Genomic DNA, 17,030 nt, shown 5'->3' on the forward strand with positions numbered 1-17,030 from the left:
ACCGCGAGACTCGCGTCCGCAAGACGCCTCCCGCGAGGCGCCGCATCAGCACCCCAACCAGCCCACGCCTCCCCGCAAGGGCAACCCACCCACGGACCCCCGCCCCCTGCTCCCACCAACCGCCGTACCTCGCCGCGAACCTCGCCGCCGCATCAGCACCCCAACCAGCCCACCCACCGACCCCTGCTCCCACCAACCGTCCTACCCCGCAGTCGCGAGCCTCGCGTCCTCACGACCCACACCGTCCAAGTCCCGCAACAACTCACGAACAGCACTCCGACCGGCCCGATTGGCCCCGATCGTGCTGGCCGAAGGCCCATACCCCACGAGGTGGATCCGCGGGTCGGCGACGACGCGGGTCCCGTCGACCCGGACACCCCCGCCGGCCGCACGCAGGTGCAACGGCGCCAGGTGGTCGAGATCGTGCCGGAACCCCGTGGCCCACAGGATCACGTCGGCGTCGAAGTGCTCGCCGGACGCCCACGCCACACCGGCCGGGGTGACGCGGTCGAACATCGGCTTGCGGTCCAGCACACCGGAAGCGATGGCGGCCCGCGTCTCGTCGGTCAGGGCAAGGCCGGTCACGCTCACCACGCTGTGCGGGATGAGGCCGGCGCGGACGCGTTCGTCGACCATGCCCACGACCCAGCGGCCGTACTCCTGGGTGAACGGGCCGGTGCGCCACACCGGTTCGTGTCGCGTGACCCAGCGGGTCTCGGCAGCGAAAGGAGCGAGTTCTATGAGGAGTTGAGTGGCGGAGGCACCGCCGCCGACGACGACCACGCGTTTGCCCGCGAACTCTTCGGGGCCCTGGTAGTCGGCGGTGTGCAACTGACGACCCTGAAATGTCTCCTGGCCGGGGTAGTACGGCCAGAACGGGCGGCGCCAGGTGCCGGTCGCGTTGATCAGGCCGCGCGTGGTCCAGGTGCCGTCGGACGTCTCGACCTTCAGCAGCGAGCCGTCGTTCACGACCTGCGTGACGTTCACCGGGCGGACCACCGGGAGGTCGAAGAGTCGTTCGTAGCGCGCGAAGTAGGAAGGGATGGCCTCGTTGGCTGGCTCGTCGGGAGACGGCTGCTCGAACGGCATGCCGGGCAGCTCGTGGATGCCGTGCACGGTCCGCATGCGCAGGCTCGGCCAGCGGTGCAGCCACGCGCCGCCGGGAGCGTCGTTCGCGTCCAGCACGACGTGGTCCACGTTCCTCTTGCGCAGGAAGTACGAGGCGGACAGGCCCGCCTGCCCCGCGCCGATCACCACGACATCCGTCACACCACGGTCAACGAATCGCCTGCACCGGTCCTTCTCAACTGTGACCCACAGATCATCGATCGCCGCTAGCGTCTGGCAGCGTGCACCTACTTCTCACGTTGGCACTGCTGGCGACGCCCGTGCCCACGACGACATCCTCGTACGCGGTCTACAACCGGATCACGCACACGTTGACCGGTAAGGACGTGCACAAGCCGATCAGGTCCGCCTCGCTGGTGAAGATCCTGATCGCGATCGAGCAGCTGGAGACGCGCGGCGACGACCCGCGCATCGAACCGATGCTGCGCGCGAGCGACGACACCGCGGCGAGCGAGCTGTGGGTGGAGAACGGCTGGGAACAGCTCGTCGTGCGCACGGCCGACAGGCTGGGCCTGAAAGACACGCGGCCGCCGGAAAGGCGCGGTATGTGGGGTTACACGGCCGTGAGCGCCTATGACGTCGTGAAGACGTACCGGTACCTGCTGGAGGACGCGAAGCCCAAGGTCCGCCGCACGATCATGGGCCACCTGCACAAGGCCACGAAGTGCGCCTCGGACGGCTTCGACCAGTCCTTCGGGCTGCCCTCGGCGACCCACAGGCCGGCGTTCAAGCAGGGCTGGTCCGGGTTCGGCGACCCGACAACCCCCTGCGTGCCCAAGCCGGGCCCGCGCCTGCTGCTGGACGCGGACCCGGAGCTGGACCTGAAGTCGCCGGCCATGCACACGACCGGCACCTGCCGGTTCAGCATCGTCGCCGTGCTGACCCTGCACCCGCAGGGCACCACCTACGACCAGGCCGCGAAGCGAGTAACCCGGCTCACGGAAGAAGTCACCAAGTATCGGTGTTGATCGATGTATGAGCCGTCTGCATGAGATCCCGCTGTCCGTTCTCGACCTGGCCCCCATCACGTCGGGGTCGGACGCCACGACCGCGTTGCGGAACTCCCGGGAACTCGCGCAGCAGGCCGAACGGCTCGGCTACCACCGCTACTGGTTCGCCGAGCACCACAACATGCCCGGCATCGCCTCGTCCGCGCCCGCCGTGCTGATCGAGCACATCGCGTCCGCCACGTCGACGATCCGCGTCGGCTCTGGCGGCGTGATGCTGCCGAACCACGCGCCGCTGGTCGTCGCGGAGCAGTTCGGCATGCTCGAAGCACTGCACCCCGGCCGCATCGACCTCGGCATCGGCCGTGCTCCCGGCACCGACCAGAAGACCGCGCGGGCGTTGCGGCGCACCGAGGCCGGTCTCTCCGCGGAGAACTTCCCGCAGGAGCTCACCGAGCTGATCAAGTACTTCGACGGCACCGCCGAGCTCAACGCCGTGCCCGCCGCCGGCAACAAGCCGCCGCTGTGGCTGCTCGGCTCGTCCGGCTACAGCGCGCAGGCCGCGGGCATGCTCGGTCTGCCGTTCGCGTTCGCCCACCACTTCAGCGCGCAGAACACGCTGCCCGCGCTGGAGCTGTACCGGCGGCACTTCCGCCCGTCCGAGGTGCTGGCCGAGCCGTACGCGATGGTGTGCGCCTCGGTGATCGTGGCCGACACCGACGAGCACGCCCGCTGGATCGCCGGTCCGGGAGCGCTCTCATTCGTGCGGCTGCGCCAGGGCCGCCCCGCGCCGCTGTCGACGCCGGAAGAGGCCGCGGACTTCCCGTACACCGAGATCGACGAGCTGGTGATCGAGGACCGCATGGCCACCCAGATCATCGGCTCCCCCTCAACGGTCCGCGCGCGGCTCGACGAGTTGATGGAGTCGACGGCGGCCGACGAGCTGATGGTGACGACCATCGTCCACGGGCACGAAGACCGCCTCCGTTCCTTCGAATTGCTCAGCGAGGTGGCCGAACGGACGCCGTCGCTGGGCCGTTCAGCGGCACATACGTGAGTCGGCCAGGCGTGACCTTCACGTTTCGTACGACTGCCACTGCTCTGAACGGGTGATAATCGGCTCCGCTTGTAGCGCGAGGCACACACTCGGCGATGATCGGTGTGAGCGCGCACGCCCCCCGACGCGCTCACTAGCTTCACCTAGGACGGCGTGGGGCAGGCGCACTCTGTGGCGCCGCCCACGCCGCCCATCACGAGACGGCCACGGCCCGGCACCAGTTCCTCTTCAGAGGCCCCTTTCGGCCCCCGCACCCCCTTTGACACCGTCACAGTTGACGTGAGTCGTTCACACCCACCGCCGGGGTGGGAAAGGGGAGTTCGTGAAGTTCGCCAAATCGGCCGCGGGCCTGTGCCTGCTGCTGGCCGTGGCGGGATGTGCGGGCCCCAGTGTCGCCGTCACCCCCGATGAGAACCTGACAGTCGAGCAGCGAGCCGAGACGCCGAGCGCTTCCGGTGCCGCCGCGTTCGGCACGCAACGCGTCTGGGCCTCCGGCCTCTCCGTCGTCGTGTCCGCGCCCCGCTCCCTCTCACCGTCCGAGACGGCCATCCCACCGGCCAAGCGCACCGCGGTGTTCACGGTGACCGTCTACAACGGCTCCAAGGCGTCCTACCGCCCCTCCCAGCTCTCCGTCCGCGCCACCACGGAAGGCGCGCCCATCGCCGAGCTCGTCGACTCGGTGCAGGGCCTCAACGGCCTAGCCGCGACCGTGGCCGAACTGCCGCCGGGCCGCGACACCCAGTTCCAGCTGGCGTTCGCGGTGCCCGAGTCGGCGGTGCAGATGCAGCTGACCATCCAGCCGGGCGGCCAGGGCCAGGACGTGGCGACCGTCTTCGAGGGCCCCGCGTAGCCCCAGGAATAGGCTCAGGCGCATGACCACTCGTCTCTCACCCGGAGACACCGCGCCCGCCTTCACGCTGTCCGACAGCGAGGGCAAGCCGGTGTCGCTGTCCGACTACCTCGGCAAGTCCGTGGTCGTGTACTTCTACCCCGCCGCCAGCACGCCGGGTTGCACGAAGCAGGCCTGCGACTTCCGCGACAGCCTCGCCCAGCTCAACGACCTCGGCTACGAGGTCATCGGCGTGTCGCCGGACAAGCAGGAGAAGCTCGCGAAGTTCCGCGACGCGGAAGGCCTCACCTTCCCCCTGCTCGGCGACCCGGACAAGACCGTCCTGGTCGAATGGGGCGCGTTCGGCGAAAAGCAGAACTACGGCCGCACCGTCCAGGGCGTGATCCGCTCGACCTTCCTCGTCGGCCCCGACGGCAAGATCGTCAAGGCCATGTACAACGTCCGCGCCACCGGCCACGTCGCCAAGCTGCTGCGCGAACTGCCCGCCTGAATTGTGACGCCGTCGCCGCAATACTTGCGGCGACGGCCCCTTCCTGAGGTATGGTCGGGTGGAGGGCGCGCAACAATGCCGCCCCTGTTCCGGTGAGGGTGATATACCGTGTGTCGCTTGACGGCACCTCGCGGCCCCGACATCCCGTCTGATTTCGTCCTGCGTGTCCACTTCCCCACGCGCGGCGGTTGACCTGGGCTTTTAGGCCCTCAGTCCATCGTTGGTATAAACACGCATGCCCTGCGCTGCGTGCATTTCGTGCTGGGAAAATTCAATGCTCAAGTGGATATTGCTGACCGTCGCCGTGGGCGCGGAAGTTTTCGCAACCCTTTGTCTGAAGTACTCCGACGGCTTCACAAAACCGTGGCCCGTCGCCGGCCTGGCAGCCGGCTTCCTCACCGCGCTCTACCTGGAATCGGTGGTGATCCGAATGGGCCTGCCCGTGGCGATCACCTACGCGATCTGGGCAGGCGCCGGCATCGCCCTGGTGGCACTGACAAGCCGCGTGCTCTTCGCCGACCCGCTCAACCTGGCCATGCTGACCGGCATGGCGCTGATCGCCGCGGGCGTGTGCGTCGTGTCCGTTGCGGCCCACGCGCAGGCCGCCACCCTCTAATGTCGTTCGGGTGGGCTTCGAACTCGCCGCCGCCCGACCTGGCCGCGTCCGAGCTCGCGAAACCGTTGCAGCAGGCCAAGCTCAAGACCCTGATCGAGGGCATCGGCCACACGGTCGCCGAGCAACTGGAACCCGTCCTGCGACGGTGCCCCGAGGACGAGATCGACGCCTCGCTCACCGCCGTCGAGGTGGCGCTGGAGTCGATCGACCTGTCCGACGAGGCCCTGCTCGCCGACGACGCCGACCCCGGTTCTACGACATCGCGCTCGACCAGTCGTGCCGCTACCTCGTGCAGGTCGTCCGCCACCTGGCGTCGCTAGCCGAGCTTGCGCAGGTACGGGACCAGGAGCTTCAGGGCGCGGCCGCGGTGCGACTCCGCGTCCTTCTGCTCCGCCGTCATCTCCGCCGAGGTGATCTCGTACCCCTCGGGCAAGAAGATCGGGTCGTAGCCGAACCCATTCGTCCCACGCCGAGCCCGCAGCAACGTCCCACGCCACTCCCCGCGCACGACGACCTCTTCGCCGCCCGGAACAACAAGAGCCACGACCGACACGAACGCCGCACCACGGCGCTCGTCCGGCACGTCGCCCAACTGCCCGAGGAGCAGGTCCAGGTTCGCCTCGTCATCCCCGTGACGCCCAGACCAGCGAGCAGACAGCACACCGGGCATGCCGTTCAACTCGTCGACGGCGAGCCCGGAGTCGTCCGCGACCGACACCAGACCGGTGGCGGCGGCAGCGTCACGGGCCTTGGCCAGCGCGTTGCCCTCGAAGTCGGGCGCGGTCTCGGGTGCCTCGGGAAAAGAAGGCACGTCGGACAGCGACAGCACGTCGATGCCCGACAACCCCTCCGAGGCCACGATGCGCTGCAACTCGCGAAGCTTCTTCGCGTTGCGGGAAGCCAGCAGGAGCTTCATCGCCTGCTCGCCTTGGGCTCCGGCAGCACGCCGGGGTACGGCTCGGCGAGCGCCGCCGCCTGGATGCGGTTCAGCTCCGCGCAGCCCAGCAGCGCGTAGTCGAGCATGCGGTCCAAAGTGGACCGGGCGAACGTGGCGCCCTCGCCGGTGCCCTGCACCTCGATCAGGGTGCCGGCGTCGGTGGCGACGACGTTCATGTCGACCTCGGCCCGCGAGTCCTCCTCGTAGGGCAGGTCCAGGCGCACCCGGCCGTCGACCACGCCGACCGACACGGCGGACACCGCGCAGGACAGGGGCGACGGGTCGGCGAGCCTGCCCGCGGCGCCCAGGTAGGTCACGGCGTCGGCCAGGGCCACGTAGGCGCCGGTGACCGCGGCGGTACGGGTGCCGCCGTCGGCCTGGATGACATCGCAGTCGATCACGATGGTGTTCTCGCCCAGCGCTGCCAGGTCGATGCACGCGCGCAGCGAGCGCCCGATCAGGCGCGAGATCTCGTGCGTGCGGCCGCCGATGCGGCCCTTCACGGACTCTCGGTCGCTGCGGCTGTGCGTGGCTGAGGGGAGCATCGCGTACTCGGCGGTCACCCAGCCGAGGCCGGAGCCCGAACGCCAGCGGGGGACGCCTTCGGTGACACTCGCGGCGCACAGCACGCGGGTGTTCCCGAACTCGATCAGCACCGAGCCCGCGGGCCAGGTCTGATATCCACGCGTGATCCGGATGTCACGCAACACGTCGTCGTTTCGGCCGTCGGTTCGCACCACGGCCGCTACCTTAATGAACCCCGTAGAGCGCTCCGGCGTAGGGAGAGACATGCTGACGATCGACGGTATTCCGCTTCACCCGTTGCTCGTGCACGCGGTGGTCGTGCTGTTGCCCCTCGCGGCACTCGGCTCGGTCGCGATCGCGCTGGTCCCGGGCTGGCGGCGCAAGTACGCGTGGCCTGTTCTCGGGGTCACCCTGGCCGGTGTCGCGGCGGTTCCCGTGGCCAAGCAGGCCGGTGAGGACTTCCAGGCGGCGCTCGAGAAGAGCACCGGCGTGCAGAACCCCGCCATCCAGACCCACGCCGAGCTCGGCACCATGCTGCTGCCCATCGCGCTCGGGTTCGGGGTCGCGGTGATCGCGCTGCTGGTCGCCGGACGGCTCGCCGACCGGGAACGCGCGGCGGAGGTGTCCACCACCAAGACGTGGCGGATCATCTCAGTCGTGGTGTCCGTGCTGGTCGTCCTGCTCGCGGTCGGCACGACGGTGCAGACCGTGCGCACCGGTCACAGCGGGTCGTCCGCGGTCTGGAAAGGCATCGGTAGCTGAAGGGGCGACGTTGCCGACTGCTTCAGCGTCCGCGTGACCGTGCAGAACTGCTCCACGGCGCGACGGACGACGATTTCGAGCGCCTCCGGATCGTCCACCGCGGACAGGTCGTAGGAGAGCGTCACCGGGATGGTCACGACCTCGTTGCCGCTCTCGGACCGCACCTCGTCGGCGACGGCGGAGAGCCGCTCGCCGCCGGTGCGGCGCAGGATCAACGTCTCGGCGGTCACCATCGCGCAGCCGGCCGCGGCCGCGACCAGCAGCTCCACCGGGCTGAACGAGCCCTCCTGATCCTTGCGGCCGATCCGCACCGACGCGCCGCGCCCGTTGGAAGCCTCGAACTCGTGCTCGCCGACCCGCTCCACCTGGATCATCAGCTCTCCCCCACCTCGTACCGGCCGCCCTCTACGACCAGCTCGCACGGCCCCTCGAACGCGTCCTGGGCCTCCTTCAGCACGTCCTCGGCCGACGTCCACGGCGGCACGTGCGTGATCAGCAACCGCCCCGCGCCCGCCCGCGCGGCGAGTTCCCCCGCCTCGCGCCCGGACAGGTGCAGATCGGCGACGCAGTCCGGCGCGTGCGTCCAGCTCGCCTCGCTCAGCAGCACGTCGACGCCGTCGGCCAGCGAGTCCAGCGCCGCGCACACCCCGCTGTCCCCGGTGTAGGCCAGCGACACGTCACCGCACGAGATCCGGAACCCGTAGGCCTCGCAAGGATGAGCCACCAAGGCGGAGTCCACAGTGAACGGTCCGATTTGGACTCGCGAACCCAGCCCGTGGAACGTGAACACGTCCGTGAAATCCAGCGACGAACGCTCAGCGGCGTTCGGGGCGTAGGCGGCGATGAAGCGCGAGGGCGCCTCGGCGGGCGCGTAGACCGGCAACCGTTCCAAAGGCGGCACCGGGTGGTACTTCCGCGCCACGTACAGGGACGACACGTCGACGCAGTGGTCCGGATGCAGGTGCGACAACACCAGGGCGTCCATCGAGAACAACGGGCGCTCCTCCTGGAACCGCGACAGCACCCCGTTGCCGAACTCCAGCACCAACGTGAACCCGTCGGCCTCGACGAGGTAGCCCGACGCCGCCGCACCCGGTCCGGGAATGCTGCCGGAGCAGCCGAGCACGGTCAGCAGCACGTCAGCTCCATTGGTCGAACGTAGGCAGGAACCGGGCCGCGAGCTTCGCGAACCGCTCGGGCGGACCAGTGCATGTCACCCGATGGACGGCCGGCGTGGAAGCGAACTCGTCGCGTTCGGTCAGCAACCGCACGACGTCCTTCACGGTCTCCTCGGCGCTCGACACCAGCGTCACGGCCTCGCCCATCACGATCTGGATCACGCCCGTCAGCAACGGGTAGTGCGTGCAGCCCAGGACGACCGTGTCGACCTCGGCGCGCTGCAACGGTTCCAGGTAGGCCTGCGCCAGCCCGAGCACCTGCCGGCCCGAGGTGATGCCGCGCTCCACGAAGTCGACGAACCGGGGGCACGCCGCCGCGGTCACCGTCACGTCGCGCGCGGCCTGGAACGCGTCCTGGTAGGCGTGCGAGTTGATCGTGCCGACGGTGGCGATCACGCCGATCCGGCCGCTGTGCGTCGTCCGCACGGCCCTGCGCACCGCCGGCAGGATCACCTCGACCACCGGCACGTCGTAGCGCTCACGGGCATCGCGGAAGCACGCGGCGGACGCGGTGTTGCACGCGATGACGAGCATCTTCGCGCCCTCGTCGACCAGCTGGTCGCAGATCTCCAGCGCGTGCTTGCGCGCCTGCGCGATCGGCAGTGGCCCGTATGGACCGTTCGCCGTGTCGCCGATGTAGTGGATCGACTCGCCGGGCAGCTGGTCCATGATCGCTCGGGCGACCGTCAGGCCGCCGACGCCCGAGTCCATGATCCCGATCGTCACGCCGTGAATGTAGCCGGTGTGCTCTGCCGGCGGTTGTCACGAGACACGCCCCACGCAGCAAGAACGCCGCCGATTGCGCCGAACAGGTGGCCTTCCCACGACACGCCGGGCTGCCCGGGCAGCACACCCCACAGCGCGGCGCCGTACAGGGCGAACACCCCGACCGCGATCACCAGCTGCAGCCACGACCGCGCGAAGAGCCCGCGCACCAGCAGGAACGCCAGGAGCCCGAACACCAGCCCGGACGCTCCGATGTGGCTGCCGGGACTGCCGAACACCCACACACCCAGCGCGCTGGACAGCCAGATGACGGCGGTGACCTGGAAGAACTGCTTCAGCCCACCGGAAGTCGCGAGGAAACCGAGCAGCAGCAATGGAACCGCGTTGCCCGTGAGGTGGCTCCAGTCGCCGTGGATCAACGGCATCCACAACAGGTTGTCCCACTCACCGAAGTCGCGCGGCCGCACGCCGTCGTCCTCCAGCGAGCCGCCGGTCGCGACGTCGAACGCCTCGACGGCGTAGAGGAACCCGACGAACCCGAACACGACGATCAACGACAAGACGGGGTGCGGCGGGATGACCCGTTTCGCGAGGGCGGTGCGGTCCACACCTCCAGAGTACGTGGCAGGCCGTGTGCTGTGAGTCCGTTCGGGCGCGCCTGCCGTCGGACGAGGCTCACAGCGCACGGCCTAAGCTGATCGGGTGTCGATCGAAGTAGCGGTACGCGCATCGGCCCAGCTCGGCGAGGGGCCGACCTGGGACCACGGCAGCTCCACGTTGCTGTGGGTGGACATCCTCGCCTCCGAGGTGCACCGCTACGCTCCCGCGCGCGACGACGACTCGGTGCTCGTGCTGCCCCAGCACGTCGGTGCCGCCAAGCCGCGGTCCAGGGGTGGCATCGTCTGCAACCTCCGCGACGGCATCGCGTTGATCGACCGCGACGGCACCAAGAGCTGGCTCGTCTACTGGGCCCGCGACGGCGTGCGCGGCAACGACGCGGGCGTCGACCCGTCGGGCCGGTTGTGGGCCGGCACGATGCGCTACGACCAGGCCGCCGACGAGGGCTGGCTCGCCAGGATCACCGGCGAGGGCTCCGCGAAGGTCATGGTGGACAAGGTGAACACCAGCAACGGCGTCGGCTGGAGCCCGGACGGAACGCTGATGTACTACATCGACACCCCGACCCGCCGCATAGACGTGTTCGACTTCGACAACGCCACCGGCACGCTCTCGAACCGCCGGCCCCTCACACACGTCGGCAACACCGATGGCTGGCCGGACGGGCTGTGCGTGGACGCCGACGGGTGCGTGTGGGTCGCACTGTGGGGCGGGCACGCCGTGCGCCGCTACACCCCTGCCGGTGAGCTGGACCGCGAGATCGCGTTGCCGGTCGACCAGCCGACCGCGTGCTGCTTCGGCGGCACGGACTTCACCGACCTCTACGTCACGTCGGCCCGCGTCGGGCTGCCGGATCAGGCTCTCGCGGACCGGCAGTTGAACGGCTCGGTGCTCGTGCTGCCCGGCGCCGGCAGCGGGGTGCCGAGCGTCGCCTTCGCGGGCTAGCTCGCCGGGGTGCCTGGAACAGCCTTCGCAGGCTGACGCAGGCGTCCCCTCGAGCTGGGAACCCCTGCGTCACAACTTACTCGGCACCACCGACAAGATCGTCGAACTGAGTCACGCCCAGAGGTGGCCGTCGAGCTTGGCGGCCGCCTCGTCCAGCGTTCCGGCGTAGGCACCGGTGGACAGGTACTTCCACCCCGCGTCCGCGACGATGAACACGATGTCGGCGGACTTCCCGGCCACCTCGGCCTTCTGCGCCACGGCCAGCGCGGCGTGCAGGATCGCGCCCGTCGAGATGCCGGCGAAGATGCCCTCGCACTCCAGCAGCTGCCGGGTGCGGCGCAACGCGTCGTAGGAACCGACCGAGTACCGCCCGGTCAGCACCGACTCGTCGTACAGCTCCGGCACGAAGCCCTCGTCGAGGTTGCGCAGGCCGTAGACCAGCTCGCCGTACCGGGGTTCCGCGGCGATGATCTGCACGTCCGGCTTGGCCTCACGCAAAAAACGCCCGACGCCCACCAAAGTGCCCGTCGTGCCCAGACCGGCCACGAAGTGCGTGATCGTCGGCAGGTCTTTCAGGATCTCCGGGCCGGTGCCGCGGAAGTGCGCTTCCGCGTTCGCCGGGTTCCCGTACTGGTAGAGCATGATCCAGTCGGGGTTCTGCTTCGCGAGCTCCTTGGCCGTGGCGACGGCCTGGTTCGACCCGCCGGCGGCCGGTGAGAACACGATGCGCGCGCCATAGGCCTGCAGCAGCTGGCGCCGCTCGGTCGAGGTGTTCTCCGGCATCACGCACACCAGGCCGTAGCCCTTGAGCTTCGCGGCCATCGCCAAGGAAATACCGGTGTTGCCGGAGGTCGGCTCGAGGATCGTGGCGCCGGGACGCAGAATTCCGTCCCGCTCCGCCGCCTCGATCATGGCCAGCGCGGGCCGGTCCTTGATCGAGCCGGTCGGGTTGCGGTCCTCGAGCTTCGCCCAGATGCGCACGTTCTCGGACGGCGACAGGCTCGGCAGGCCCACCAGTGGTGTGCCGCCGAGCGTGTCCAGCAGCGAGTCGAAGCGGGCCATCGGAGGATCAGCCGCCCGCGACAGCCGGGAGGATGGTGACGTTGTCGCCGTCCTTCACCTCGGCCGCGAGGCCACCGGAGAAGCGCACGTCCTCGTCGTTGACGTAGACGTTGACGAAGCGGTGCAGCGTCCCCTCCTTGACCAGGCGGGCCTTGAGACCGCCGTGGTTGTTCTCCAGGTCGTCGATGACCTCGGCGAGCGTCGCGCCGGTGGCGGACACCGACTTCTCGCCCCCGGTGTGGGTGCGCAGGATGGTCGGGATCGACACGGTGACGGCCATGGTGGTTCTACCTCCGGGAAACAGGTGTACTCAGGACTCGATGATCTTGACCGGTTCCTCGGTCACGACACCGTCGACGATGCGGTACGAACGCACCTCGTGCTCGATCGGGTCACGCGTGGAGACCAGCACGTAGTGCGCTTCCGGCTCGCCCGCGAACGAGATGTCGGTGCGGGACGGGTACGCCTCGGTCGCGGTGTGCGAGTGGTACACGACCACCGGCACCTCGTCGTTGGCGTCCATCTCGCGCCACACCTTCAACTGCTCGGCGGCGTCGAACCGGTAGAACGTGGGCGAGCGCTCCGCGTTCTCCATCTCGATGAAGCGTTCAGGGCGATCTGACCCGTACGGCCCGGCGATCACCCCGCACGCTTCGTCGGGGTGGTCGCGGCGCGCGTGGGCCACCATCGCGTCCACCAGGTCACGGCGAATCACCAGCACGTGGTCAATCCTACGGGCTGGCGAGAGTTGTCTCGGTATGCGAGATACCCGCCTCGCGCCGCTTCGCCCGGACGGGGTTTTCGCAGCTCAGAGAGGCATAAGCCGGCAATGGACTAGAGGTCGCGGAACGCCGTGACCCCGCCGAGCGACGTCGCCTCACGGGCACCGGACACCACCGCGTCCGCGAAGACCTCCGCGGCGGCCGCGCACAACGCGTCCAGCGCGAACACCCGCGGCTCCGGCAGCGGCACCGCACCCGTGGCCAGCGCGAACACCGTGTCCCCGTCGAACATGGAATGCGCGGGCCGCACCGCCCGCGCCAGTCCGTCCTGCGCGGCCATCGCGATCCGCTGACACTCCGCTTTGGACAGATCCGCGTCCACCACGACCACGCCGATCGTCGTGTTGAGACCGTCCGGTTTGCGTTCCGGGAGCGCGACCGGTGCCGTCCCCAGCGCGGGCAGCCACGGCAGACCCGTTGTGCGGTCCACGACTTCGCCGGCGGCGTTCACCACGGCGAGCGCGCCGACGCTGTGCGCGCCGACCTTCCTGGTCGCCGCGCCGACGCCGCCCTTCAGGGATCCGACCCGCGCGCCGGCACCGGCGCCGACGCAGCCCAGTTCGAACTCCGTTGCGGCGGCGGCACATGCTTCGAAGCCGAACGACGAGTCCGGGCGGTTGCCCCACTCCGACATCGGCAGGTCGAAGATCACCGCGCCGGGCACGATCGGCACGACGTGGTGCGGCTGCGGGCCCACCTGGAAGCCGATCGACCGTTCCGACAGCCAGCGCATCACGCCGTCCGCGGCCGCGAGCCCGTACGCCGAACCGCCGCTCAGGCAGATGGCGTGCACCTGCTGAACGAGGTTCGCCGGGTCCAGCAGGTCGGTTTCGCGCGTTCCGGGGGCGCCACCACGGCCGTCGACCGCACCGACAGCGCCGCCGGGCACCAGAACGACGGTCGTGCCCGTCGCCCAGCCCGGCTCGACGCGGTGGTGGTGTCCGACCAGGACGCCCTCGATCACGGCATCATCGCTTCGACCAGGGTGTCCTGCACCCAGGTCAGCCAGTGGTACACGCCGAGATGCGGTGATCTCGGGTCCTCCGGCGGCAGCTCGTCCGGCATGTCCTCGGTGACGTCCAACGCTGTCCCGAGGGCCAGCCGCACGTCGTTCAACGACGTCAGCCAGGCCTCTGCTTCACCGACGCTCAGCCGGATCTCGCCACCGTCGGGCGAGCACGTCTGCAGCACGATCTCTGCCGCACCGGTCTTGTGGTCCAGAAGCTCCGGCTCGTGCAACGAGCGCAACGCCGCCGACGAGTTGACCTCGTCCGGGTCCGGAGCGTCGTCGTCGAGACGGTGGAAGTCGGGCAGAAGTCTGCCGAGGATCGGATCGTCCGGCGCTTCCGACGGGCCTGTCCTGATCCCGGTCAGCTCGGCGAGCTCGTCCTGCGGCGCCTCCTCGGCGCGGGCCAGCAGCATGTCCTGGATCTGGCTGACAAGACCGCGCACGACCGCGGCCTCCTGCCGGTCCAGCCTGCCGACGACGACGTCGCCCTCGCGGATCCACCTCTTCACGAGGACCGCTGCATGGTCGCCCAGAGTCCCGCCGCGTGGAGTTTCGCCACGTCGGCCTCCACCTTGTCCTTGGTGCCCGATGTCACGATCGCCTTGCCCTTGTGGTGCACGTCGAGCATCAGCTTGGTCGCATGGTCCCTGCTGAAGCCGAACAGCTTCTGGAACACGTACGTCACGTAGGACATCAGGTTTACCGGGTCGTTCCAGACCACGGTCTGCCAGGGTGTGTCCTCGGCGGCGATCTCCTCGCCGACGGCCTCCGGCTGCGTCCGCTCCTGTTCGACGGGCGTGGTCATACCGCCAATGGTGTCATGTTCGCCGCAGTGGCGGAGACCGCATGCGGCTAAACCGGATGCGACCTTAGGGTTGGCGACCATGAAGTCGACGGCGTTGCTCACCGACCACTACGAGCTCACCATGCTCGCCGCCGCGCTGCGTGACGGCACCGGTGACCGTCCGTGCGTGTTCGAGGTGTTCGCGCGCAGGCTCCCGGACGGCCGCCGCTACGGCGTGGTCGCCGGTGTGAACCGCCTGCTGGACGCCATCGGGAACTTCCGCTTCGGCGAGGAGGAGATCGACCAGCTGCGGCGCAACGCGGTGGTCGACGACGCGACCCTGGAGTGGCTCGCGAACTACCGGTTCTCCGGTGACGTGGACGGCTACCCGGACGGCGAGCTGTACTTCCCGGGTTCGCCGGTGCTGACCGTGCGCGCGTCGTTCGCCGAGGGGGTCGTGCTCGAGACGCTCGCGCTGTCGATCCTCAACCACGACAGCGCGATCGCGTCCGCCGCCGCCCGCATGGTGACCGCCGCCAACGGCCGTCGCATGATCGAGATGGGCTCGCGCCGCACGCACGAGGAAGCCGCTGTGGCGTGTGCCCGCGCGGCCTACCTGGCGGGCTTCACCGCGACCTCGAACCTGGAGGCCGGCCGCAGGCACGGCATTCCGACCGCCGGCACCTGCGCCCACGCCTTCACGCTGCTGCACGACACCGAGGAAGAGGCGTTCCGCAGCCAGATCGAGGCGCTGGGCGTCGGCACGACGTTGCTGGTCGACACCTACGACATCACCGAGGGCATCAAGACGGCCGTCGCGGTGGCGGGGCCCGATCTCGGCGCGATCCGGATCGACTCGGGCGACCTCGGCGTGATGGCCAGGCAGGCGCGCGACCTGCTCGACTCACTGGGCGCCCGCAACACCCGGATCGTCGTGTCCAGCGACCTCGACGAGTACTCGATCGCCGCCCTGCGCGCCGAACCCGTGGACGCGTACGGCGTCGGAACGTCCGTCGTGACCGGTTCCGGCGCACCGACCGCGGGCATGGTCTACAAGCTGGTCGAGGTCGACGGCAGGCACGTCGAGAAGCGCAGCACGTCCAAGCAGTCGCGCGGCGGCTGGAAGAAGGCGCTGCGGCGGCACAAGGACACCGGCACGGCGCTGGAGGAGGTCGTGTTCCAGGCGTCGGCCGAACTCGAGCTCGGCCGGTACGACAAGCTCGTGCAGATCCCGCTGATGCGCGGTGGACAGGTCACCGCCGATGTCCCCACGCTGGAGCAGAGCCGCGAACGTCTGCGCGCGGCGCTGGTGAGCGTGCCGTGGGAGGGCCTCAAGCTCTCGCGCGGCGAGCCCGCGATCCCGACGGTCTACCTGGGAGAGGTGTCGAAATGACCAAGGCGTTGATCGTCGTCGACGTGCAGAACGACTTCTGCGAGGGCGGTTCGCTCGCGGTCGCGGGTGGCGCGGCCGTCGCGGAGGCCATCTCGCGGCACATCGTGTCCTCCGGCTACGACCACGTCGTGGCGACCCGCGACTACCACGTGGATCCCGGCTCGCACTTCTCCGAGACGCCGGACTTCGTGGACTCGTGGCCGGTGCACTGCGTCGCCGGGACGCCCGGTGCGTCGTTCCACCCGGAGCTCGACGTGGCCGGGATCGAGCAGGTGTTCTCGAAGGGACGTTTCGCCGCCGCCTACTCCGGTTTCGAGGCGGAGAACGACCTCGCGGGGTGGCTGACCGACAAGGGCGTGACCGAGGTGGACGTCGTCGGCATCGCGACCGACCACTGCGTGCGCGCCACCGCCCTCGACGCGCAGCGCAACGGCTTCCGCACGACCGTGCTCGTGGGTCTGACCGCGGCCGTCGCGCAGAACACCCGCGACGCCGCTCTGGACGAGCTGCGCGCCGCGGGTGTCGTTGTCTCGTAAGGCGATCGTCTACGGCGTCGGGGAACAGGCCGCGGTGCCGACGGTGATGCTGCCGGTGTAGCCGGACGACGGCTCGAAGGTGAGCTTCAGCAACGTCATGCTGATGCTGCCGTCGTTCGGCACCGGGAAGACGGTGTCGGTGAACTTGGCCCTGGCGAGCACCACACCGCTGCTCGCCTTGACCTCGTGCACGTAGCCGGACGGGATCTGCTGCGGCAGCCCGGTCCAGCCGGACATCCCCTTGAGCTCCCAGCCGACGCTGGTGCCCTTCTCGTCGGCATCGCAGTTGATCGTCCACTCGCCGATCTTGAGCCGAGGGCCCTTCTGCCCGACCAACGTGCTCAGCTCGAAACCCTTGCCCTTGGCCACGGACTTGGTCCTGGTCAGGAACTCGTCCGGATTCACGACCTCGGTCGTGCAGGTCGAGCTGGTCTCACCGATCTTGAGGCCGCTCCTGCTCACGGCCGGGCCGGACGCGGTGACGGTGCCTGCCTGGTCCGGGTTCACGTTGCACACGGCGAGCGGCTCGACCTTGAACGTCTGGTCGGCCTTCGCGAAGTCGGCCGACCCCGCCGACGCGGTGCCCTGCGGGTTGCTGGCGAAGGCGGGGGCCGCGGTCGCGAACGTCAGCGCGACCACGGCCCCTGCGATCAGAATCTTGCGCACTTCAGTCCTCTCGGGCGGT

At 69.4% G+C, this 17,030-nt stretch carries 24 protein-coding genes; 10 read left to right on the forward strand and 14 right to left on the reverse strand.

Annotated elements, in window-relative coordinates; translation table 11 throughout:
- Nucleotides 1–201 precede the first annotated feature (201 nt).
- Nucleotides 202–1,320 (reverse strand): NAD(P)-binding domain-containing protein, encoded by a 1,119-nt coding sequence (locus ACIA8G_RS20030; protein WP_396420553.1) that lies wholly within the window; start codon nucleotides 1,318–1,320, stop codon nucleotides 202–204.
- Between the two features lie 29 nt (nucleotides 1,321–1,349).
- On the opposite strand from ACIA8G_RS20030, the gene ACIA8G_RS20035 reads away from it, so the two are divergent.
- From ACIA8G_RS20035 to ACIA8G_RS20060, 6 genes are all read left to right on the forward strand, one after another.
- Nucleotides 1,350–2,096 (forward strand): hypothetical protein, encoded by a 747-nt coding sequence (locus ACIA8G_RS20035; protein WP_396420066.1) that lies wholly within the window; start codon nucleotides 1,350–1,352, stop codon nucleotides 2,094–2,096.
- A 7-nt stretch (nucleotides 2,097–2,103) separates the two neighbouring features.
- Complete coding sequence (locus ACIA8G_RS20040) at nucleotides 2,104–3,132, forward strand: LLM class flavin-dependent oxidoreductase (protein ID WP_396420067.1); 1,029 nt, start codon at nucleotides 2,104–2,106, stop codon at nucleotides 3,130–3,132.
- A gap of 322 nt (nucleotides 3,133–3,454) precedes the next feature.
- A complete protein-coding gene (locus ACIA8G_RS20045; RefSeq protein WP_396420068.1) occupies nucleotides 3,455–3,982 on the forward strand; it encodes a hypothetical protein in 528 nt (175 codons plus the stop codon).
- A gap of 22 nt (nucleotides 3,983–4,004) precedes the next feature.
- On the forward strand, nucleotides 4,005–4,472 hold the full coding sequence (bcp, locus tag ACIA8G_RS20050; RefSeq protein ID WP_396420070.1) for a thioredoxin-dependent thiol peroxidase: 468 nt from the start codon (nucleotides 4,005–4,007) through the stop codon (nucleotides 4,470–4,472).
- Between the two features lie 274 nt (nucleotides 4,473–4,746).
- Nucleotides 4,747–5,088, forward strand: coding sequence for a DMT family transporter (locus ACIA8G_RS20055; protein ID WP_396420071.1), 342 nt, complete (start codon nucleotides 4,747–4,749; stop codon nucleotides 5,086–5,088).
- A complete protein-coding gene (locus ACIA8G_RS20060; protein ID WP_396420073.1) occupies nucleotides 5,088–5,408 on the forward strand; it encodes a hypothetical protein in 321 nt (106 codons plus the stop codon). Before ACIA8G_RS20055 ends, ACIA8G_RS20060 begins: the two co-directional genes overlap by 1 nt.
- Here the strand turns inward: ACIA8G_RS20060 and rdgB are convergent.
- Both rdgB and rph read right to left on the reverse strand, forming a co-directional pair.
- Nucleotides 5,405–6,004, reverse strand: coding sequence for an RdgB/HAM1 family non-canonical purine NTP pyrophosphatase (gene rdgB / locus ACIA8G_RS20065; RefSeq protein WP_396420074.1), 600 nt, complete (start codon nucleotides 6,002–6,004; stop codon nucleotides 5,405–5,407). The two genes, ACIA8G_RS20060 and rdgB, sit on opposite strands and share 4 nt — an antisense overlap.
- Nucleotides 6,001–6,765, reverse strand: a complete 765-nt coding sequence (gene rph, locus ACIA8G_RS20070; protein WP_396420076.1) for a ribonuclease PH — start codon at nucleotides 6,763–6,765, stop codon at nucleotides 6,001–6,003. The genes rdgB and rph overlap by 4 nt, the downstream gene beginning before the upstream one ends.
- 49 nt (nucleotides 6,766–6,814) lie before the next feature.
- Between rph and ACIA8G_RS20075 the strand changes: the two genes are divergently transcribed.
- Nucleotides 6,815–7,312: a DUF2231 domain-containing protein gene (locus ACIA8G_RS20075; protein WP_396420077.1), complete on the forward strand. Its 498-nt coding sequence runs from the start codon at nucleotides 6,815–6,817 to the stop codon at nucleotides 7,310–7,312.
- Here the strand turns inward: ACIA8G_RS20075 and ACIA8G_RS20080 are convergent.
- The 4 genes from ACIA8G_RS20080 to ACIA8G_RS20095 are packed head-to-tail and all read right to left on the reverse strand — an operon-like array spanning nucleotide 7,270 to nucleotide 9,824.
- Nucleotides 7,270–7,686, reverse strand: coding sequence for an OsmC family protein (locus ACIA8G_RS20080; RefSeq protein ID WP_396420078.1), 417 nt, complete (start codon nucleotides 7,684–7,686; stop codon nucleotides 7,270–7,272). The genes ACIA8G_RS20075 and ACIA8G_RS20080 overlap by 43 nt on opposite strands.
- Complete coding sequence (locus tag ACIA8G_RS20085; protein WP_396420079.1) at nucleotides 7,686–8,450, reverse strand: MBL fold metallo-hydrolase; 765 nt, start codon at nucleotides 8,448–8,450, stop codon at nucleotides 7,686–7,688. The genes ACIA8G_RS20080 and ACIA8G_RS20085 overlap by 1 nt, the downstream gene beginning before the upstream one ends.
- A gap of 1 nt (nucleotide 8,451) precedes the next feature.
- Nucleotides 8,452–9,201, reverse strand: a complete 750-nt coding sequence (murI, locus tag ACIA8G_RS20090; RefSeq protein ID WP_396420554.1) for a glutamate racemase — start codon at nucleotides 9,199–9,201, stop codon at nucleotides 8,452–8,454.
- An 11-nt stretch (nucleotides 9,202–9,212) separates the two neighbouring features.
- On the reverse strand, nucleotides 9,213–9,824 hold the full coding sequence (locus ACIA8G_RS20095) for a rhomboid family intramembrane serine protease (RefSeq protein WP_396420080.1): 612 nt from the start codon (nucleotides 9,822–9,824) through the stop codon (nucleotides 9,213–9,215).
- A gap of 94 nt (nucleotides 9,825–9,918) precedes the next feature.
- Here ACIA8G_RS20095 and ACIA8G_RS20100 point away from each other — a divergent pair, with 94 nt between their 5' ends.
- A complete protein-coding gene (locus ACIA8G_RS20100) occupies nucleotides 9,919–10,779 on the forward strand; it encodes an SMP-30/gluconolactonase/LRE family protein (protein WP_396420081.1) in 861 nt (286 codons plus the stop codon).
- Nucleotides 10,780–10,890: 111 nt separating this feature from the next.
- On the opposite strand, the gene ACIA8G_RS20105 is transcribed toward ACIA8G_RS20100, so the two are convergent.
- The 6 genes from ACIA8G_RS20105 to clpS form a co-directional block, all read right to left on the reverse strand.
- A complete protein-coding gene (locus tag ACIA8G_RS20105) occupies nucleotides 10,891–11,841 on the reverse strand; it encodes a PLP-dependent cysteine synthase family protein (protein ID WP_396420082.1) in 951 nt (316 codons plus the stop codon).
- Between the two features lie 7 nt (nucleotides 11,842–11,848).
- Nucleotides 11,849–12,121, reverse strand: coding sequence for a MoaD/ThiS family protein (locus ACIA8G_RS20110; RefSeq protein WP_396420083.1), 273 nt, complete (start codon nucleotides 12,119–12,121; stop codon nucleotides 11,849–11,851).
- Between the two features lie 30 nt (nucleotides 12,122–12,151).
- A complete protein-coding gene (locus ACIA8G_RS20115; RefSeq protein WP_030469587.1) occupies nucleotides 12,152–12,562 on the reverse strand; it encodes a Mov34/MPN/PAD-1 family protein in 411 nt (136 codons plus the stop codon).
- 113 nt (nucleotides 12,563–12,675) lie between these two features.
- On the reverse strand, nucleotides 12,676–13,587 hold the full coding sequence (locus ACIA8G_RS20120; protein WP_396420085.1) for a P1 family peptidase: 912 nt from the start codon (nucleotides 13,585–13,587) through the stop codon (nucleotides 12,676–12,678).
- Nucleotides 13,584–14,141, reverse strand: a complete 558-nt coding sequence (locus ACIA8G_RS20125; RefSeq protein ID WP_396420086.1) for a DUF2017 domain-containing protein — start codon at nucleotides 14,139–14,141, stop codon at nucleotides 13,584–13,586. Before ACIA8G_RS20125 ends, ACIA8G_RS20120 begins: the two co-directional genes overlap by 4 nt.
- Nucleotides 14,138–14,437, reverse strand: coding sequence for an ATP-dependent Clp protease adapter ClpS (clpS, locus tag ACIA8G_RS20130; protein ID WP_396420087.1), 300 nt, complete (start codon nucleotides 14,435–14,437; stop codon nucleotides 14,138–14,140). Before clpS ends, ACIA8G_RS20125 begins: the two co-directional genes overlap by 4 nt.
- 79 nt (nucleotides 14,438–14,516) lie before the next feature.
- Here clpS and ACIA8G_RS20135 point away from each other — a divergent pair, with 79 nt between their 5' ends.
- Nucleotides 14,517–15,809: a nicotinate phosphoribosyltransferase gene (locus ACIA8G_RS20135; protein ID WP_396420088.1), complete on the forward strand. Its 1,293-nt coding sequence runs from the start codon at nucleotides 14,517–14,519 to the stop codon at nucleotides 15,807–15,809.
- Nucleotides 15,806–16,345, forward strand: coding sequence for an isochorismatase family protein (locus ACIA8G_RS20140; protein WP_396420090.1), 540 nt, complete (start codon nucleotides 15,806–15,808; stop codon nucleotides 16,343–16,345). The genes ACIA8G_RS20135 and ACIA8G_RS20140 overlap by 4 nt, the downstream gene beginning before the upstream one ends.
- A gap of 9 nt (nucleotides 16,346–16,354) precedes the next feature.
- Here ACIA8G_RS20140 and ACIA8G_RS20145 read toward each other — a convergent pair whose 3' ends face one another.
- On the reverse strand, nucleotides 16,355–17,011 hold the full coding sequence (locus ACIA8G_RS20145; RefSeq protein ID WP_396420091.1) for a hypothetical protein: 657 nt from the start codon (nucleotides 17,009–17,011) through the stop codon (nucleotides 16,355–16,357).
- Nucleotides 17,012–17,030 lie beyond the last annotated feature (19 nt).

It is taken from the genome of Lentzea sp. NPDC051213 (assembly GCF_044455585.1).
Classification (GTDB): Bacteria; Actinomycetota; Actinomycetes; order Mycobacteriales; family Pseudonocardiaceae; genus Lentzea.